The organism is Vibrio sp. RC2502 (assembly GCF_054850435.1).
In genome coordinates this window covers 1,368,515-1,387,682 of the sequence record NZ_CM141453.1, presented here as the reverse complement: position 1 = coordinate 1,387,682, position 19,168 = coordinate 1,368,515, and the positions used below count along the sequence as shown (strand labels likewise).

At 40.5% G+C, this 19,168-nt stretch carries 20 protein-coding genes and 2 pseudogenes; 2 read left to right on the top strand and 20 right to left on the bottom strand.

Translation table 11 applies throughout. From position 1 onward, the window contains the following. Nucleotides 1-115: 115 nt before the first annotated feature. From ACYJZR_RS06555 to ACYJZR_RS06510, 10 genes are all read right to left on the bottom strand, one after another. Nucleotides 116-643, bottom strand: coding sequence for a hypothetical protein (locus ACYJZR_RS06555; protein WP_406966473.1), 528 nt, complete (start codon nucleotides 641-643; stop codon nucleotides 116-118). Between the two features lie 158 nt (nucleotides 644-801). Beyond that, nucleotides 802-1,284 (bottom strand): tetratricopeptide repeat protein, encoded by a 483-nt coding sequence (locus tag ACYJZR_RS06550; RefSeq protein ID WP_406966472.1) that lies wholly within the window; start codon nucleotides 1,282-1,284, stop codon nucleotides 802-804. A gap of 135 nt (nucleotides 1,285-1,419) precedes the next feature. Further along, entirely contained in the window at nucleotides 1,420-1,788 is a 369-nt protein-coding gene (locus tag ACYJZR_RS06545) for a hypothetical protein (protein ID WP_042765274.1), read from the bottom strand. 135 nt (nucleotides 1,789-1,923) lie between these two features. Further along, the gene (locus tag ACYJZR_RS06540; RefSeq protein ID WP_219594426.1) at nucleotides 1,924-2,262 is read right to left on the bottom strand and encodes a hypothetical protein; all 339 of its coding nucleotides are present in this window, start codon (nucleotides 2,260-2,262) and stop codon (nucleotides 1,924-1,926) included. A 700-nt stretch (nucleotides 2,263-2,962) separates the two neighbouring features. Further along, nucleotides 2,963-3,523 carry a hypothetical protein gene (locus ACYJZR_RS06535; protein WP_017045768.1) on the bottom strand — a complete coding sequence of 187 codons (561 nt, stop codon included), beginning with the start codon at nucleotides 3,521-3,523 and terminating at the stop codon, nucleotides 2,963-2,965. A gap of 135 nt (nucleotides 3,524-3,658) precedes the next feature. Then, a complete protein-coding gene (locus ACYJZR_RS06530; RefSeq protein WP_017449632.1) occupies nucleotides 3,659-4,171 on the bottom strand; it encodes a hypothetical protein in 513 nt (170 codons plus the stop codon). 149 nt (nucleotides 4,172-4,320) lie between these two features. After that, nucleotides 4,321-4,848: a hypothetical protein gene (locus tag ACYJZR_RS06525; RefSeq protein WP_140299826.1), complete on the bottom strand. Its 528-nt coding sequence runs from the start codon at nucleotides 4,846-4,848 to the stop codon at nucleotides 4,321-4,323. A gap of 161 nt (nucleotides 4,849-5,009) precedes the next feature. Next, entirely contained in the window at nucleotides 5,010-5,531 is a 522-nt protein-coding gene (locus ACYJZR_RS06520; RefSeq protein WP_281517013.1) for a GNAT family N-acetyltransferase, read from the bottom strand. A 1,582-nt stretch (nucleotides 5,532-7,113) separates the two neighbouring features. Next, entirely contained in the window at nucleotides 7,114-7,473 is a 360-nt protein-coding gene (locus tag ACYJZR_RS06515) for a hypothetical protein (protein WP_130241184.1), read from the bottom strand. Nucleotides 7,474-8,125: 652 nt separating this feature from the next. Further along, complete coding sequence (locus ACYJZR_RS06510) at nucleotides 8,126-8,722, bottom strand: glutathione S-transferase family protein (RefSeq protein ID WP_406966466.1); 597 nt, start codon at nucleotides 8,720-8,722, stop codon at nucleotides 8,126-8,128. 210 nt (nucleotides 8,723-8,932) lie between these two features. Here ACYJZR_RS06510 and ACYJZR_RS06505 point away from each other — a divergent pair, with 210 nt between their 5' ends. Both ACYJZR_RS06505 and ACYJZR_RS06500 read left to right on the top strand, forming a co-directional pair. Continuing rightward, on the top strand, nucleotides 8,933-9,181 hold the full coding sequence (locus ACYJZR_RS06505) for a type II toxin-antitoxin system Phd/YefM family antitoxin (RefSeq protein ID WP_005377003.1): 249 nt from the start codon (nucleotides 8,933-8,935) through the stop codon (nucleotides 9,179-9,181). Continuing rightward, entirely contained in the window at nucleotides 9,171-9,461 is a 291-nt protein-coding gene (locus ACYJZR_RS06500; protein ID WP_005377002.1) for a type II toxin-antitoxin system RelE family toxin, read from the top strand. The genes ACYJZR_RS06505 and ACYJZR_RS06500 overlap by 11 nt, the downstream gene beginning before the upstream one ends. A gap of 144 nt (nucleotides 9,462-9,605) precedes the next feature. Here the strand turns inward: ACYJZR_RS06500 and ACYJZR_RS06495 are convergent. The 10 genes and pseudogenes from ACYJZR_RS06495 to ACYJZR_RS06450 all read right to left on the bottom strand — a co-directional run bounded on the left by ACYJZR_RS06495 (nucleotide 9,606) and on the right by ACYJZR_RS06450 (nucleotide 19,052). Beyond that, a pseudogene (locus ACYJZR_RS06495) lies at nucleotides 9,606-10,022 on the bottom strand (lysozyme inhibitor LprI family protein). 151 nt (nucleotides 10,023-10,173) lie between these two features. Then, nucleotides 10,174-10,821 (bottom strand): hypothetical protein, encoded by a 648-nt coding sequence (locus tag ACYJZR_RS06490; protein ID WP_345875307.1) that lies wholly within the window; start codon nucleotides 10,819-10,821, stop codon nucleotides 10,174-10,176. 954 nt (nucleotides 10,822-11,775) lie between these two features. Continuing rightward, nucleotides 11,776-12,526: pseudogene (locus ACYJZR_RS06485) on the bottom strand (phosphotransferase family protein). A 136-nt stretch (nucleotides 12,527-12,662) separates the two neighbouring features. Then, the gene (locus tag ACYJZR_RS06480; RefSeq protein WP_318127981.1) at nucleotides 12,663-13,205 is read right to left on the bottom strand and encodes a hypothetical protein; all 543 of its coding nucleotides are present in this window, start codon (nucleotides 13,203-13,205) and stop codon (nucleotides 12,663-12,665) included. A 145-nt stretch (nucleotides 13,206-13,350) separates the two neighbouring features. Further along, the gene (locus tag ACYJZR_RS06475) at nucleotides 13,351-14,280 is read right to left on the bottom strand and encodes a GIY-YIG nuclease family protein (protein ID WP_140100473.1); all 930 of its coding nucleotides are present in this window, start codon (nucleotides 14,278-14,280) and stop codon (nucleotides 13,351-13,353) included. 1,169 nt (nucleotides 14,281-15,449) lie between these two features. Beyond that, nucleotides 15,450-15,926: a GNAT family N-acetyltransferase gene (locus tag ACYJZR_RS06470; protein ID WP_406966467.1), complete on the bottom strand. Its 477-nt coding sequence runs from the start codon at nucleotides 15,924-15,926 to the stop codon at nucleotides 15,450-15,452. A gap of 149 nt (nucleotides 15,927-16,075) precedes the next feature. Continuing rightward, nucleotides 16,076-16,483 carry a hypothetical protein gene (locus tag ACYJZR_RS06465; RefSeq protein WP_281947765.1) on the bottom strand — a complete coding sequence of 136 codons (408 nt, stop codon included), beginning with the start codon at nucleotides 16,481-16,483 and terminating at the stop codon, nucleotides 16,076-16,078. Between the two features lie 122 nt (nucleotides 16,484-16,605). Continuing rightward, the gene (locus tag ACYJZR_RS06460; protein ID WP_015296898.1) at nucleotides 16,606-17,127 is read right to left on the bottom strand and encodes a GNAT family N-acetyltransferase; all 522 of its coding nucleotides are present in this window, start codon (nucleotides 17,125-17,127) and stop codon (nucleotides 16,606-16,608) included. A gap of 149 nt (nucleotides 17,128-17,276) precedes the next feature. After that, complete coding sequence (locus ACYJZR_RS06455; RefSeq protein WP_023585736.1) at nucleotides 17,277-17,885, bottom strand: pyridoxamine 5'-phosphate oxidase family protein; 609 nt, start codon at nucleotides 17,883-17,885, stop codon at nucleotides 17,277-17,279. A 690-nt stretch (nucleotides 17,886-18,575) separates the two neighbouring features. Continuing rightward, on the bottom strand, nucleotides 18,576-19,052 hold the full coding sequence (locus ACYJZR_RS06450) for a GNAT family N-acetyltransferase (protein WP_140203821.1): 477 nt from the start codon (nucleotides 19,050-19,052) through the stop codon (nucleotides 18,576-18,578). Nucleotides 19,053-19,168: the final 116 nt, after the last annotated feature.

Here is a 19,168-nt window from a genome sequence, read left to right as displayed (position 1 = left end):
TAAGTGGTGAGCAACGCAGACCACCACACCTAAAGCACTGTGCCGTATACACTAAAGCTAATTCAAACTAAAAATGCCAAGCGTTGTGAATCCGTCTTAAACGCTTTGTTAGCAATCACTTTAACAAACCAACCGATTTTAAATACTTACCTAACTCGCTATTGATCCTTGTTACCTCATGTGGAGCTTCTGCGATTTGGGCCTTGGGGTTCGATTGAAACTGATTAATACATGCTTGTAACCAGAGCGATGCAGAGTATAAGTCACCAAAACAGGTGATTACATTCTCTTCAGTGATTTTTGGCAAAATAGAGTTAAAGTTTTCTACATGACCATAAATAATTCCCAGTGCAAACCTTTCCTCAGGCGAAAAGTCCGCATATACAGAAACATAATGTGTATCAAACACTACAGACTTAATTGGTTGGGGAACAATAACACCATATCTGTTTGATCCCAGACTATCTCTAAACTCACAGCACTGCTCAATTGCTATGTCTGAGTATTTCTTTATATCGCAAAGCTCAGCCAGAATTGCTTTCTTTACTCTGGCAACTTTCCTGCGAGATTTCACCAATTCCGTTCCTTGCGACAACAACCAACCTAGACACACCGACACTAAAGCAACGATTACACTTTCCAATACGATCTCCTACTTGTGATTGCTAACGCCGCATTAAGGTGTGAGCAACGCTACCACGAAACTCAACCATACCACCGTAAACACGAAACCCAACCTTGAACTAAAAATGCCAAGCGTTGGGAATCACTCTTAAATGCTTTGTTATAAGCGTGTTTCGTTTACCACGTTCTATCTAAATCTTGTGCGTATAAAGAAATTGCTCGCTGATACTCTTTAATTGCATCACTATTCGTGGTTGATACTAAAAGTTCGAGTAGCAATGATGTTGCTTCTTTATGGCGTCCCAAGTTGTAGAGACACATTGCATAGAAAGGCTGAACTTCAATAGAACTCGGGGACTCACTTAGAGTTTGCTCGAAATAGCTTAACGCCTCTGAATACATGCCAAGGCTTCGATAGGTGCTCGCTAGTCCAAACAAAGCATCAAACCTTTCTACCGGCGATAATGGACCTGAAAGAGATGACAGATAATGAGCAACCGCTTCTTGCTCTTTACCCTCATTGTCGTACGACCAAGCAATTTGCAAATGAGCCTTAGCAGAATAAGTCTCATCGTTTAATAGCGTTTTTAGCAAAGCTCTCGACTCTTGATATTTAGCCTCTTTCCGCAATTCAATTGCTTGTTTGATGATACTTTCCATAATTTTCCTCGAAGCTTATAACGCCTTGTTAAGGTGTGAGGCACGCAATACCGAAGCTTCCGCATACCAACTTAACCACTGAAACTAACGCATAGTAAAAATGCCACGCGTGCCGAATCACTCTTAAACAATTTGTTATGTGCGTTGCTCAAATTCATACTCTGTAAGGCACCACTGCTTTGGGCTTGACCAACTGATTTCTTTGAATGATGTTCTTAGTTCACCGCTCAATAAAAGTTGCTTCATAAAATGGCTAGGTGAAATATAAGCTTTATCGTCGTAAGCAAACACAAAACCCTGCTTATTGAGCCCAAGCATTATCTGTTTAGTTTCTTCTGATTCAAGCCCACCATTGAGATAAAGTTCATCAATACGACCATCTGTATCGCCATCTCGGCTGTTCTTGCTTAACTTTATTGAGGTCTTATCTATGGCAACAACGTGAGGCGGAGGGACATCTCCTGATTGACCAAACTCAACTTTGTACGGAGGCTGTTTTATCATTTTATCTCCAAGCACATAACGCCGCATTAAGGGGTGAACAACGCAAACCACCCAACCTAAACCATTGTGCCGTAAGCACTAAAGCCAATTCAAACCAAAACTGCCACGCGTTGTGAATCCCTCTTGAATGCTTTGTTATGTGTATTTTCCTTTGACCCCATTGATACGCCAAAACCAATATATATGCGGTGCAAATGCCAATAGCAGCGAGAAATATGGATTAACAATAAAGGCAAGTAAAAGCAAAAAGAAACTTACCAATATTAACTTAAATCGGAAAACTGACCACATTTCTAGAACTACTGTGTAATAACACACCACGGCTGGAGCACAAACAATGAGATAGATAGCAAAAGTTACGCTGTCAGGTGAATCTATTTGGTCGTTAAATACAACAGCCACGAGAGTTAGAACTATGTGAAGAACCACCCCACTTGCCACTATCCAATAGTATTGGATGCCATTGATTTTCATGAAGTACTTCCTGTACACATAACGCCCAATTAAGGGGTGAGTAACGCAACACCGATGCCACCGCAAACCACCCTAATCACTAAAATTAACGCATAGTAAAAATGCCACGCGTTACGAATCCCTCTTGAATTGTTTGTTAGTACGCTGCCCCTAAAGCCTTTGGCACAAGCCAAGATATTGAAATATAGCACGAAACTTTTGGCTTAAAACGCTGAAGCCAAACAGACAACTGCCAAACTAGAACTCAATCTCAAAACGCAAGTTGGCGAGAAGAAAAACTTGCTTTACTGCCCTATGTTCTCCGTTTTCAAATTAGCAAAGAAGACAGGCTTCATAACTAAACAACCGCGCCAGAGAAACTCAGTGTTTGACGAAAATGTTCCAGCACCAAAGAAACCACACCAGAGAAATAGCCCGAAAGTTAGACACCGTAAACAGTGAAGTCAAAGCGAAAACTCCGCATATAGTGCCACCGGAAAGAACGTGAAAGGCACATTTGACCAGGTGTAAAGTAAGGAAAAGAAACCAATAAACTCCGAAACTTTTAACCTTTGATGCCCATCCAGTACTAACGCCCAATTAAGGGGTGAACAACGCCTCCACCCAACATAAAGCATTGTGCCATAAACACTAAATTTGAAGTAGAAGCAAAAGTGCCAAGCGTTGTGAATCCCTCTTAAATTGCTTGTTATGAAACTGATTATCGATAGTCTTCAATTTTGAGCAACTCCCTAAATGCAGACTCCATTTGATCATAAACCTGAATTTTTAACTGAAACACTAGCTGCTCATATTTTTCATGTTCAGGGTCGTTACTTAAATAAAATACCGTATTGATTACATTATTGATTTCCCCAGCAATATCTCGGGGAAAGTACAAGCGGTTCAGCTCAAAGTAGTCAATCAAAGCCCTACACTTAGTATCAATTTCTATGCTGGAGTCTTTTCGCTTATGTTCAGCTAATAATGCAAGTTCACTCATGAGCTTGTATAGGTTTATAACTACTTTTTCACGCTTCACATATAAGTTACTGAAGACTATTTCGTGTTCTTTTTGAAGCTTGACCAACTGTGACTTAATATCTTCCAGCTCTTTCTGGTGAGTTAACTTTTGTTCTTCTAACGCCTGAGCATTTACTAATTCATATCTCTTAATCGCTGCTGAGGCTATTGAGTTAGCGAATAACTTAGCTAGAAAGCCAATAGCAGCGACACTACCTGCCGCTGCCAATACTGTAGAAAATGCCTCAATTAATGCCATGTTTCCCTCTAAGTTTCATAACGCCCTGTTAAGGGGTGAGCAACGCAATACCGAAGCCACCGCACACCACCTTAATCACTTAAACCAACGCATAGTAAAAATGCCACGCGTTGCGAATCCCTCTTGAACAGTTTGTTATGTGACCGAGCGAGAGAATGAAACAATGAGATATACGACCGCAATAGCCAAAGCAAATAAATTAGTCAATTTAGTAGAAGTTGTTGCATTTTCATCTGACATTGCTGCTAGACATAAACCAGCAATAGAAAAAGTCACTGCGTATTTCTCAAAATTTTCGCCAAAAATAGTGAGATTGTCTGATAAAGATACCCAAACGATAATAAGCAAAAAAGATAAAGTGTTAATTAGAAAGCCCAATTTAGCTAGGAATCTATTGATTCTCTTAACCCACGTAGGCGTCATCGATGATCTTTTGATTTCCGCAACTTCTTCCGGTGGGTAAAACATGCTATGAAACTTACAATTATTACAAGACTCTACTTGAGAAATTAAAAGCTGTTCATCTCTTCGAGGATCTTTTGATGCTATAGATACAACACCTAATGCTCCATTGTGTTTATCATTTGAACAACTTTGAGTTACCAAATATCTAATTTTCTGTTCGCTCAAGTTTATTACCTTTTTCATTAAATCTCATTTCGGTCACATAACGCCCTGTTAAGGTGTGAGCAACGCAATACCGATGCCACCGCATACCACCTTAAACACTAAACCTAACGCATAGTAAAAATGCCACGCGTTGCGAATCACTCTTAAACAGTTTGTTATATCACGTTCTAAAAGAGCATGATCAAGCAACCCAACACAACTGCAGACATACTCACAAGTATGATAAGAACACACAACATACGATAGATCGCTTTTAAGCGCCCCTCTACCCCAGCTAGCAATAGTTTATTTTCTTTATCAATATTAACCGGGCTATCTGAAGAGTGTTCTGTGGCAACGTTAGCTATAACACTACCGCCAGCACCAAAAAACGTTGCACCTGCAATAGCAACTAGACTTACAAATGAAAGCTCTAGTTGTTTCGGAACATCAAATATGCGCCCTTCTTTTACTTCTAAGCCTGCAGCTGTCGTTAACAACACAACGAAGCAAGTACCGCTTAGTATCATTAGAAGCCCTTTGTCTAACTGAGAAGTTTCATAATGAACTACCCATAAAAACAAAGTTATATAGCTTATTAAAAAACCAATCAGCGCAAAATCAACGTGGTTAAATATACCTAATAACAGAGAAAGGAAATATATAAGCCAGCTAAACACTCCAAGCTTTTTACTTTTTGTGGTTTTATTTTTCATCGTTTACTTTTTATTTATCTTAGTGATATAACGCCTTGTTAAGGGGTGAAGCACGCAACACCAATGCTACCGCATACCGCCTTAACCACTAAAACCAACGCATAGTAAAAATGCCACGCGTGCTGAATCCCTCTTGAACAATTTGTTAGCCCGATCCCCGACTAGTACATATACCCTAACCAGTCTATATGACCAACTGCCCAAGTTTTACCGCTAATCGGTTTAACATACAAATCATCAACTTGATCAACTGCAACGCCGTAATTCTTATGTTCATGTATTCGCAACCAAGAGTTTAAAGAACTAAGACGAAGATAACCATTAGCCGTATAAAAAGCATCTAAACCGGAGATTAGAATAATAAAGTCGACGTCTTTGCTTGAAGCATACTCGCTAAGTTGAGACAACATAGTGGTGCCAATACCATTTCTTTGAGATGATTGTTCAACACAGAAGTCACTAACGCCCAGTACTTTATAAATTTCATCGCCGACGCTGACAACTCTGTAGTCCAGCCCCATGTAACCAACCAGTTGATTATCTCTGTACTTTAAAGCTCTCATATGGGGGAGTTGCTTATAGTAAGAACGAGTTACTTGATGTTCAGGAAACGACTTGTTTCTGAGGACTTCAATTGAATTATGCTGCTCTTTAGATAACTCTATTTCTGGGTAAATATCCATATTTGACCTTTGAGGGCTAACGCCCTGTTAAGGTGTGAGCAACGCATTACCGATGCCGCCGCATACCACCTCAAACACTAAAATCAACGCATAGTAAAAATGCCACGCGTTGCGAATCACTCTTGAACAGTTTGTTATGTGCGCTTGTACAGCGTATTCAATACATTAACAGTTAAGGGCCTAATCTTGTGTTGCTCACAAAAAGATCAATTGTGTGCATTCAACGGCGTTTTTTTAAAGTACAACAAGGCTAAGAAAATGAAATTTAATGGCGGGATAAATGCGAATATAAATCCAAAAATTGCCCCTGCTACACCTTTATTCAGCTTCCTTTCACCTAAAAAGAATCCAATTATTGAGTTGACCACTGCATAAACAATAAAGATCAGTAGAGGTAAATAAATCGCGTGCATAATAAATCCTTTTAAAATAAACACTGTGAGAACGTTATAACTTGCTTTACCTTAGCACATAACGCCCTGTTAAGGGGTGAGCAACGCTAACCACCCAACCTAAACATTTACACCGTAAACACTTTTACCAAATTTAACACCAAACCGCCAAGCGTTGGGAATCCCTCTTGAACAGTTTGTTAGTTGCCAAGCCCACGGCAGTGACTTGAAGTTTATTGGACTTTGCCAATGCCCATATTTCGTATTTTGAGAGACTTAGATCAGGCGCAGTTTCAAAGCGCCTGTCACTGAAACCACTTGGAATTTACAACGCCGTAGAAAACGGAATTTGAACACCAAACAAACCTTTTGGAACGACAATGCAGCAGAGCAAGCTTTCAACAAGCTAATCAGCTTCTGAAACAGAAAACCCAAATCGCGCAAGGAACCAAAGCACGATTTTCAAAACACCTAATAACTAGAAATTGAAATACGAAAACCTAGCCAAAAACACACGGACATTAGCCCTAAACATTCTGCTTTAGGTACATTTCTCCTCGTTGGCAACTAACGCCGCATTAAGGGGTGAACAACGCAAACCACCCAACCTAAACCATTGTGCCGTAACCACTAAAGCTAATTCAAACCAAAACTGCCAAGCGTTGTGAATCCCTCTTGAATGCTTTGTTAGTTGCCAAACCTAAAGCTCTGATTTGAAGTTAATTACCGCTTTGCCAACACTTGCTTTACGTATTGTTGGAAAACTCAAATCAGGCGCAGTTTCAAAGCGCCTGTCACTGAAACCACTTGGAACACGCAACGCCGTAGAAAACGAACTGACAACACCAAAAAGACCTTTTGGAGAAACAATGCCACAAAGCTGACTTTCAACAAGTAAATCGGCTTCTGAAACAGAAAACCCAAACTACACAAGAAACCAAAGCACGATTTTCACAAACCCAAATCATTAGAAATTTAAATACGATCACCTAGCCAAAAGCACATGGACATTAGCCCTAAACATTCTGATTTAGGTACATTTTTCCTCGTTGGCAACTAACGCCCTGCTAAGGGGTGAGCAACGCAATACCGAAGCCGCCGCATACCACCTTAATCACCAAAATCAACGCATAGTAAAAATGCCACGCGTTGCGAATCCCTCTTAAGCAGTTTGTTAGCTGCGTTCTTGATTAGAAGTACTGACTTACAAAATTTAAGTAACCTTGCCGACCAAGTTGCTTTGTCCATTTAGAGATTGATTTTCCAATTACCTTTAAACACTCCAATAGATCATTGTTACTTAGCTCTGAATTGAGAGACAAAATTTCATTGATTGCCGCGTCCAACGCCGAGAAAACACGCAAATCTAAACCATCTAAATTCAGTTGCTGTGCTGGCTTACCTTTTACCTTTGATTTAAAAATATTCACCATAGACTCTACTGCTCTAGCGACTTGTGAGTCTAGCAAGTTTGGTTCTGCACGGAATACACCTACAATTGATGATTCCAATGCTTTTAACTCGTTTTCAAATTTTTCTTGAACTTTCATAAATATATTCTCTGTTCTTATCATTACCTTGAGCAGCTAACGCCGCATTAAGGGGTGAACAACGCATTCCACCCAAACTAAACCATTGTGCCGTAAACACTTAAGCTAATTCAAACCAAAACTGCCAAGCGTTGTGAATCCCTCTTGAATGCTTTGTTAGTTGCCAAACCTAAAGCTTTGATTTGAAGTTAATTACCGCTTTGCCAACACTGTTTTTACGTGCTTTGAAAAACTCAAATCAGGCGTAGTTTCAAAGCGACTGCCACTGAAACCACTTGGAACTCAAAGCGCCGCAGAAAACGAACCAACAACACCAAAAAGCTCTTTTAGACAAACAATGTCACCGAGCTGACTTTCAAGAAGTAAATCGGTTTCTGAAACAGAAAATTCAACCACAAAAGAAACCTGAGAACGATTTTCACAAACCCGAACGATTCAAATTTGAAGTACGAAACCCCACCAAAAACACACTGATTTTAACTCTAAACATTCTGTTTAAGCTGCGTTTTCCTCGTTGGCAACTAACGCCGCGTTAAGTAGTGAGCAACGCCTGCACCCAACCTAAACTATTACACCTTAAACACAAAACTCAATTTGAACTGAGAATGCCATGCGTTGCGAATCTGCCTTAAACGCTTTGTTATGCGCGTGGTTAAGACATACCTACGTAACCGTCCAACTTGCGAATCCCCTCAATCCAACGCTCGATATTTGGGTAAGTTTCTAAGTTAAAACCACCCTCATTTGCAACATGGGTATAAGCATACAGTGCGATATCAGCGATAGAAATATTATCACCAACTAAGAACTTAGTTTTTGACAGCTGTAATTCCATAATTTGTAATGCTTTATGACCACCTGTTTGTAGTGATTTGTATTCTTCTAGGCGTTGCTCCGGCATACCTTGATACTTCTGAATAAAACGCGCTACGGCAATATAAGGCTCATGTGAATATTGCTCAAAGAAAAGCCACTCGTACACTTTTGCTTTTTGGTAACTGTCCTTAGGTAGATAAGGCGTATTTTCTGCAAAGTACCCTAATATTGCATTGGACTCACAGAGTACACGACCGTCATCAAAAACAACTGTCGGGATTTTACCATTTGGATTGAGGGCTAAAAATTCTGTTGTTTTAGTCTCGTTATCTAAGATATTAACGTGTTTCCATTGGTGCTCAATGCCAAGGAATGACAATATTAATTTTACTTTTAAGCAGTTACCTGACTGCAAATCTCCATATACAACCATTACACTCTCCATGTTTCATTTCGTAAAAGCGCATAACGCCTTGCTAAGGTGTGAGCAACGCAATACCTTAGCCTCCGCATAATACCTTAAACACATAAACCAACGCATAGTAAAAATGCCACGCGTTGCGAATCACTCTTAAGCAACTTGTTATACCGCTTGGTTGAGGCTAAAATGACCAACATTAAGACCACTTAAGAGACCGATTATATGACCACTAGGATTTTAGCCGATGTTGCTGCAAGCATTACTGAGTTGAAAGCTAACCCTATGAAAGTTGCAACTAGTGCTTACGGCGAACCTGTTGCTGTATTAAACCGAAATGAGCCAGCATTTTATTGCGTACCTGCCGAAGCGTACGAAATGATGATGGACAGACTCGAAGATCTTGAACTACTAGCTATCGCTAAAGAGCGTGAATCTGAAGAGAGCATTTCGGTAAATATTGATGACCTATAAACTCGACTTTAAAAAGAGCGCACTCAAAGAGTGGAAAAAGCTTGGCTCTACTCTGCAACAACAATTTAAGAAAAAGCTAATCGAGCGCTTAGATAACCCACATGTTCCGGCTTCAAAACTTTCTGGAGCTGACAACATGTATAAAATTAAGTTGCGTCAATCGGGCTACCGTCTCGTCTACAAAGTTGAAGACGATGTCATCATTGTAACCGTCTTAGCAGTCGGAAAACGCGAACGTAGCGATGTTTACCGTAAAGCCATGAAAAGGTTAGATGATTGATTGCGGTATAACGCCCTGTTAAGGGGTGAGCAACGCAATACCGAAGCCGCCGCATACCACCTTAATCACTAAAAACAACGCATAGTAAAAATGCCACGCGTTGCGAATCCCTCTTGAACAGTTTGTTATGTGCGTGGTTGAAACCTACTCTACACTTGGCTCCGGTAAAGCTGGTGGTGCACTGTCCATATAAGTTAAAAAGTTTTCCCATAACTCGTGCGTTCTTTGCTTAGTTAACTTAGTTTTGCACGATATCGCCATAATTCCACGAATAGTCCCATCACGCCATTGCGTATAAACCGAATCACAGTGAGAGGAGATATATGCTTGCCAATCCTGTTGCGCAAGCTTAATTGCTACGATCAGTTCTGGGTCATGAGAGTTATGCTCGAAACTAGCGCTTAGATATTTGTCTAATTTAACTTGTGCTGACTCTAGTTCAATAGCGGCACATTGGTTTATCTCAATTGTGGTCATCGCATTATTACAGTCAGTGGGCTCTTCTTAAGCAAGAGCACCAAATGAAAGACTAGCTAATATGATGATTAGACACTTATTCATCGTTTTCTCCGAAAGCACATAACGCCCAATTAAGGTGTGAGCCACGCTACCACGATACTAAAATTGAGCGCCGTAAACACTGAACTTGACCCAAACCAAAAATGCCAAGCGTGGGGAATCACTCTTAAATTGTTTGTTATGCGTGTTGTACCTACAGCTCAAGATACTCACAACTTAGGTCTTCTAATGGCAAAAACTTTTGCATAATTGCATGCCCTTCCTCGAAAGAGAAACTGCCATCTAAGCGGAATAGCTTGTCTTGCTTAACCCCACGGCTAACTATATGTCGATACATAAGAGCTTCGATTTCATCTTTAGAGTAGTAAATCGTAGCGCCATCCAAGTGGGTAAACACCCCACTTTCTAGATCAATTTCGCCATGAACGTAAAACAAGTCAGAGTCGAGGTTAAATAATTCCCAACACTCAAACTTTACACAATGCTCGATTTTTTCAATATGAGCCACTAACGTTCCGACGACACCAACTTTTGATAACTCTGTCCAATCAACTCTCTGATAACTCGACTGAACTCTGGTATCACCTAGCGACTGAATTTTTTTGAATGCTTCAATGAAAGGAACCCCAAAAATAGGAGCCCTCTTCATTCTAATGTCACGCTCTAAGCATCTAATTTTAGAAATAGCCGTTAAGCGATCACTTGAAATAAGCCCGTTGAATACTGAGGTTGCATTCGGATCTACGTATACTTCTTGTTGACCACAAAACAGCTTACCTCCTGAACAGGAAATCTCCGTTAAGGGCACTAGCCCTTCTTTGTCTACTTTAGACTGAAGCATACTTACCTCTTATTGTGTGTAAACGCATAACGCCGCATTAAGTGGTGAACAACGCGACCACCCAAACCTAAACTTTGCCACATTTAGCACTAAAGCTGACTTGAACTGAAATTGCCAAGCGTTGAGAATCCGTCTTAAATGCTTTGTTATAATTTGTTTGCACCATCTCATTTCAATACAAGAGCTTTACAAAAGATATAGCCGTGAGAAAAAAAACAAACGAAAACAAAATTAGGTGGATTCTGCTGCACCGTAGTTGACAAAAAAGTTGATAGATAGGGCTATTTAATTCAATATATCTTAAGTCGTATTCGGGAAGACTTAATGCACTAAGATCCCCAGAGGGAGCATTTCCTATATCGAGTTTGTATATTTCACCATCCGTAGTAAAAATACAAACATTTTTAAATTGCTTAATCACCCCCACCCTTGGAAGATATACCTCGTAACCTTGAATTTCAATAAAGTCCACATTGCACCTAGGAATGATCAATTCTCTTTCCCATAGCCAATTCGGTATGTATATGGCTGAACTAGTTAGCCTAAATGGTTTCACGTATTTTTTAACTAAATTATTAAGTACAAACATTTCTATCAAACACGCAAAAAAGTAAATCAGCATTGGACCCAACATCATATCGAGTTGGTTGTCATCGAGTATTATAGAACTCTCAAAAAGGAAAGGAACGAGCATCAGAAACGTAAAACTTAATGGAAAAAGTATAATAACTCGGCCAGTAACTACTTCATAAAAACTCGGGTAAATATCAAACTTACGCAAATTATTCTTCATTGACATCTTCCAAATTATAACGCCCAGTTAAGGGGTGAACAACGCAATACCGAAGTTGCTGCAGACCACCTTAAACACAAAAATCAACGCATAGTAAAAATGCCACGCGTTGTGAATCCCTCTTGAACTGTTTGTTATAACGTTTTTTCCACCAAAATCAACTAACTAGGCACATTTTCTCTAAACCAATTGACGTACATAGAGGCTGATGATTTACCTCGACGTGTCAAGATATTAGTGACTTCGACAACCAACCAAACTTTCGCAAGAATCAAATGTCTTTGCAGTTTATCTTGGGACAACTTGGAAGAGTATTGGACGTATTTTTCTACGATTGACTCATAATCACGGCTTGTTCCTAAACCTCTAACCAAAGGAGCCAAATCAATTGCAGGACTACCAAAACCAAACCGCTCCCAGTCAAACAAAACAAGTTCGCTATTATCTCTAGTACCCCAGTTCCCCCTCATTGCTATCGCCCGATATTAGTCCTTTAAAGTTGAATAATTCGAATGATAAATGCTGAATACTTCTTATAGAATCTTGGGTCACCTCAGGCAAGTCTAATCTAGTCAATGCAAGGTCAGTAGAGCGTGTATCCCAAGCGTGGTTCTTTACTGGAAACTGTGGCTGGAACTTCGAATTATGAATAAATGCTAATTGCTCAAAAGTACTTTTATTAGCGTGTAGACCATCGAGCGTAATACTATGGGGAATGTACTCAATAACTAAGTTATTGCCATTAATATTAAGTAGTTTGGGAGTATTTACACCATCTAATGCCTCAGCTGCAAACTGATAGAAACCAAGTTCAACATCAGATGCCTCCCTTTTATAAATACAAGGCTCGCCCTCAAGTTCCTCAATTGAAACATAAGCAGCCCCCATTTTGGATAAGTCTTGTTTTCCCATATGCTTCCCTGCGTTATAACGCCCAATTAAGGGGTGAACAACGCTGCCACCCAAACGTAAAGCATTGTGCCATAAACACTAAATTTGAAGTAGAAGCAAAAGTGCCAAGCGTTGTGAATCCCTCTTAAATTGCTTGTTAGGCATCTTTCGCTGATTGGTACTCTGAGAACTGCATAGCCATTTCTTTTTGTATCCAAGCCTCGTCTACACCAAACTGTTGCCATACAATTGAACTTAATTTCTCGATTGCACGGTCTGCAATTTGAAACATTGTTATGAGACATTGAAGTTGTGAGATCATTTGAGCACGCCCATCAAAGTCTGTCATATGAATTGCATAATCATAGAAGAAATCATGAGCCAACCAGTTTCTTTTTTGTAGGGTTTCATCAAGGTGGACTAGCAAAGTATCTGGTAGATCAACTCGATTTTTTATTTGACCTAAGAGGCGACCAAATGTATTCGAGTTAAGTCTATCGTATAACTCTAACCACTGTTCTTGAGTAAGCGCTGATTCATCAACTAACTTGTAACCCATAGCAAAGTTAACAAGTGCCTTTTCCGCACACTGGGCATTAAATGAAGCTAGCCCATAAAAAGCGAACACTTCTTTTTCATCTCCGGACTCTAACTCTGGAACTGGTTTTAGCTCACCAATATCTATATTCCCAAACTTCAATTATTACTCCTTGATGCCTAACGCCGCATTAAGTGGTGAGCAACGCACCGCCTAACCTGAAATATAGTGCCATAAATACCGCACTAAAACTTTGAACTGAAACTGCCGAGCGTTGGGAATCCGTCTTAAATGCTTTGTTAGGCATTTACAACCACTTTAAGTCTTGTCTCCACTTACCCTGAGAGAGTTTGTCATTGTTACTGATGCGTTTGGCAATAGAGCGAGGATCTCTACCCAAGTAAGAAGCCATCTGTGATGGCTTCATTTCAAAATCAACCAACATTACTCGTAATTTTTCTTGATCCTCATGCGTCCAAGGCTTCCCATAGTTTTTATGTCGCAAAATTTTCTTTTGCCTCAGTGCGAACCTAGCTTCTTTCTCTTTTTCTCTTTGGCTAATCTCTTTATCTAGCTGCACAGAAAATATTCGGTGGGCCTCTATTGGTACACCCGCTGTATGCAAGTTGTTAAAAATAACCTGAGATGCCAAATCAAGTTTGGGAGAATCAATACATTGAGATATTTTTGTCAAATCAGGCTTTTCAATTTTTCCTAAAATACTTATTTGCTTAAGATTGAAAAAGCCCCTTAGATCAAAAGCTTTTACTAGCTTAGTTTGAATGACACTCTCAATTAGTGTTGCCTTTTCATAAGTATAGTCAGCGAATGGAAGCGCCCAAACTACTAACTGAGGAAGATATTTGTTCAATAATATGTCTTCCCATTGAAAACCAAATTGTTGTTCCTCTGAGAGAAGGTTTATAGCGCTGTTTAAATCGACCGTAGTGGAAGCCCAAATCTTGTGTTGATTAGCTAATTCTTGATAATGCTTTGTATGATTACGGATTTTGTAGGCTGACATATATTTATACACGTCATCATTCTGACCGGCATTATAAATGGTTCGGTTACCTCTTAAGTAACCTTCATAGTGTTCGCTGATTCTTCTACCGACATTGTTACTAACTCCAACATACACTACACGATCAAAAACTCCTTGATGAACAATGAGGTAAACACCACTACATCCCGATTTTCGAGCTTCCGACAGAGAACCTAGAAATCGCCACTTCATATTTGCCCTCCATTGATGCCTAACGCCCAATTAAGGTGTGAGGCACGCAATACCGATGATGCCGCATACCACCTTAACCACTAAAACCAACGCATACTAAAAATGCCACGCGTGCCGAATCACTCTTAAATTGTTTGTTAGTACGCTGTTCCTAAACCTTTTGGTTTGCACCAACATATTGAAATATAGCACGAAACTGTTGGCTTAAAACGCTGAAGCTGAAGGGGCAACTGCGAAACTGGAGCTTAACCTCAAAACGCAAGTTGGCTAGAAGAAAAACTCGCTAAACTACCCTATTTTGACCAGTTTCAAATTAGCAAAGGATTCGGTCATCGAACTTTGACGACCACACCAAAGTACAGAATTGAAGGCTAAAAAGCCAACCACACAAAAGAAACCGCGCCAACGAAATAGACCCAAAGTTAGAAACCGTAAACGGTGAAATCGACGCGAACACTCCGCACATAGTGCCACCGGAAAGAACGTGAAAGGCACATTTGATCCAGTTAAAAGCTGGAAAACGGAACTGATAAACACCGAAATTTTTACCGTTGATGCCAATCCCGTACTAACGCCGTGTTAAGTGGTGAGCAACGTACCACTTCACTCAATAAAACCACCTTAATCACTGAACCAGAATTTGCAACTAAAACTGCCGAGCGTTGAGAATCCATCTTGAACACATTGTTAATAAAGTACTTTCCACGCGCTCTAGACTCAAAAAACACACAAGACTTAACACCAGTAAACAACTAGATTTTTACTGGCTACTGCCCCACGATAGCTTCCACAAACCAAGTTTCAGCTAGTGACTAACTTGACTGATTGAAATGGGCCACCCACAGAAGTTCAGGTTAGATAATTGCCATATCGACGAACGAATGAAAGCGAAAATGGCTGTTGGCATATTAGCGCTTTCGATGATCTAAAATGGCATTTTCAGCAAAGAACTTACAAAACAGATAGCGAAGGACTCAACTATTTTGAGCCGACAAACCGATAACCAACACAAAACCACTAGCCATGAAACCCATTCGTTAACAGTAGCTTATTAACGCCCTGTTAAGGGGTGAGCAACGCAATACTGAAGCCGCCGCAAACCACCTTAAACACTAAAACCAACGCATAGTGAAAATGCCACGCGTTGCGAATCCCTCTTGAACAGTTTGTTAGGTGCGTAGCCAAAGTTGGTAAAAGTCTGTTTCATTGTGCTTGAGATTCTTGCGCACGAACTCCCAACCATGGCGCTTATAGAATGTAAGAGCTCGATGGTTAGTTCGGCTTACTGAAAGTACAGCACGCAAACAACCCGCTTTACTCAAAGTGCTTACAATATAATCCTGCACTTTTGGAGCAAGTCCTGAACCACGAAAATTCGGCTTTAAGTAAATGAGATGCACATAGCCAGTCTCCGGCTCAGGTGAAAAACTGCGAAACTCTAACTGCCCTGCAAACTGACCATCCACAAATACATGGATATAGAACCATTCTGATGTTGCTAACCTGTCTAAGACTCGTTCACGATAACCACTGATGAAGTCGTCGAAACCATCGTAATGCCCAAAACTACAAAAGTATGCATCTTTTCTCGCAGCAACGCATAATTCGAAATCATCAATATTTATCTGCCGAAAAGCAATTTCCATACTTACCTTTTCCTTCAAGCACCTAACGCCGCGTTAAGTGGTGAGCAACGCTACCACCAAGCCTAAACCATTGTGCCGTAAACACAAAATTAAAAGCAAACCCAAAATGCCAAGCGTTGGGAATCCGTCTTGAACGCTTTGTTATGTAGCTAGTCACAGTTACCCAAATCAAGAAAGTCTATACCCCCAGAACTATCTAAACTGGTGTTCGTAGCTTTCCCCTTGGGTACACCATTTACGTCTGCGTATAGTAGGTAGCTTTCAAAAGACGGCGCTTCAGGTACATTAAATAAAATCTTTCCAACAGATTTTTGAAACTCTAACAAGTCCCCCAAATCTTCGTATAACTCCATAGCCAGCTCTTTGCTGTAGGGCAGCAGCATGCCATAAGAAATTGACTTAAAAAACTGGTCATCGCTGCGATTAATCTCGCTCAATACCCAACTGATTTCCTGAAATGAATAGACGTGCTTTTTCCCAAATTTTGAACACAGTTTAGGAGCCACGTTTTTAGCTACTGACTGAACATTAGCCTTTTTATTCAAAATCTTAAGCATACCTGACCTCTTGCTACATAACGCCGCATTAAGGTGTGAGCAGCGCTTGGCTATACTTGAGCGAAGCGAAACTGCCAAGCGTTGCGAATCACTCTTAAATGCTTTGTTAACCCTGTGGTTGACTAGTACATATAACCTAGCCAATCAAAATGTCCAACACCCCACTGCTTATCTCTGAGTGGTTTCACATACAGTCCATCAATATGTTCTACAGCAACTCCAAAGTTGGTGTGCTCGTGAAGCCTTAACCAAGACTGCATACACTGAACTTTGTTAAAGCCATTTGATGAGTAGAAATCATGTAAGTCAGATATGAGGATTATGAAATCAACGTCTTTAGTTTCGGCAAATGACGATACTTCTGACAACATGAAAGAGCCAATACCTTGCCCTCGATAACGTTCATCAACACAGAAGTCGATTACGCCCAGAACCTTATGTATTTCCCCACCGACACTAACAACGCGATAGTCCAGTCCAAGGTAGCCAACCAACTGTTCACCTTGAAAATGAAGGGCTCGCATATGAGGCAACTGCTTAAAGTAAGAACGACTTACTTGGCTGTCCGGAAAAGCTCGGTTTCTTAATGCTTCGATTGCCTTATGGTGCAATTCTGAAACATCAATTTCTTGTACGATTTCCATATCATTTCCTCGAAAAGGGCTAACGCCGCATTAAGGTGTGAGCAACGCTAACACGAAACTTAGCCATACCCCCGTAAACACAAAACCCAAACTTAAACTGAAAATGCCAAGCGTTGTGAATCACTCTTAAATGCCTTGTTATACACGCTCTAAAGGCTTGACTGGTAATACTTAACCATTTCGTCTTGGCTAATCGCGTTACTTTCTAAGTTTTGTTGATCTTTAAAGATTCGCGCCAAAGAAGGAAGAATTGAACGATTTACTTTATAGTCATCAGACCAAAGCTTCCCTCTCATCACTGCTTTAGCACAGTGAAAATACATACTTTCTATCACTATTTTGATAACAACCTTGGGAGACTTACTTCCATCAGGACAAACGGATAACAAGTTGGAGTCAGTACGAATACTCGCTGTTCCTTTGATGCGAACTACTTCATCAATACCATTGACCATCAACAACAGCCCTACTTTCGGGTTACTGATAATATTTTTAAGGCCATCTATTCGATTATTCCCCGAGCTATCGGGAAGCAATACTGTTGATTCATCTAAAACTTTAATGAAGCCAGGCTCTCCTCCCTTTGGGGAGAGATCAACATAGCCTTGTGAATCAGTGGTGCTTAGAACCGCGAAATGGCAATTATTTATTAGCGTAATCGCATGAGCATCCAGAGCAGGTAGAACTTTATTTTTAGCTCTCGCACTTGGCTCTGCGTAAATTCCTTTTAATTGCTCTATCGTTTTAATTTCACTCATTCTATTTTGCTCCTTCATAAGTGTATAACGCCCAATTAAGGGGTGAGTAACGCAACACCGATACCACCGCAAACCACCTTAATCACTAAAATTAACGCATAGTAAAAATGCCACGCGTTACGAATCCCTCTTGAATTGTTTGTTAGTACGCTGCCCGTAAACCTTTTGCACACGCCAAGATATTGAAATATAGCACGAAACATGTGGTTTAAAACGCTGAAGCCAAAGGAGTAACTGCCAAACTAGAACGCAATCTCAAAACGCAAGTTGGCGAGAAGAAAAACTTGCTTAACTGCCCTATCTTCGCCGTTTTCAAATTAGCAAAGAAGACGGGCTTCAGAACTAAACAACCGCGCCAAAGAAACTCAGTGTTTGACGAAAATTTCCCAGCATCAAAGAAACCACACCAAAGAAATAACCCGAAAGTTAGAAACCGTAAACGGTGAAATCAACGCGTACACAACTCATATAGTGCCACCGGAAAGAACGTGAAAGGCACATCTTACCAGGTGTAAAGCTAGGAAAAGAAACCGATAAACTCCGAAAATTTTACCGTTGATGCCAATCCAGTACTAACGCCCTGTTAAGGGGTGAGCAACGCAATACCGAAGCCGCCGCATACCACCTTAATCACTAAAACCAACGCATAGTGAAAATGCCACGCGTTGCGAATCCCTCTTGAACAGTTTGTTAGGTGCGTAGCCAAAGTTGGTAAAAGTCTGTTTCATCGTGCTCGGGGGTCTTGCACACGAACTCCCAACCATGGCGCTTATAGAATGTGAGAGCTCGATGGTTAGTTCGACTTACTGAAAGTACAGCACGCAAACAACCCGCTTTACTCAAAGTGCTTACAATATAATCCTGCACTTTTGGAGCGAGTCCTGAACCACGAAAACTCGGCTTTAAGTAAATGAGATGCACATAGCCAGTTTCCGACTCGGGAGAAAAGCTGCGAAACTCTAACTGCCCTGCAAACTGACCATCCACAAATATATGGATATAGAACCATCCTGATGTTTCTAGCCGGTCTAAGACGTGTTCACGATAACCACTGATGAAGTCGTCGAAACCATCGTAATGCCCAAAACTACAAAAGTACGCATCTTTTCTCGCAGCAACGCATAATTCGAAATCACCAATGTTTATCTGCCGAAAAGCAATTTCCATACTTACCTTTTCCTTCAAGCACCTAACGCCCAATTAAGGTGTGAACCACGCTACCACACAACTCAATTTGGACGCCGTAAACACTGGACTAAACCCAAACCAAAAATGCCAAGCGT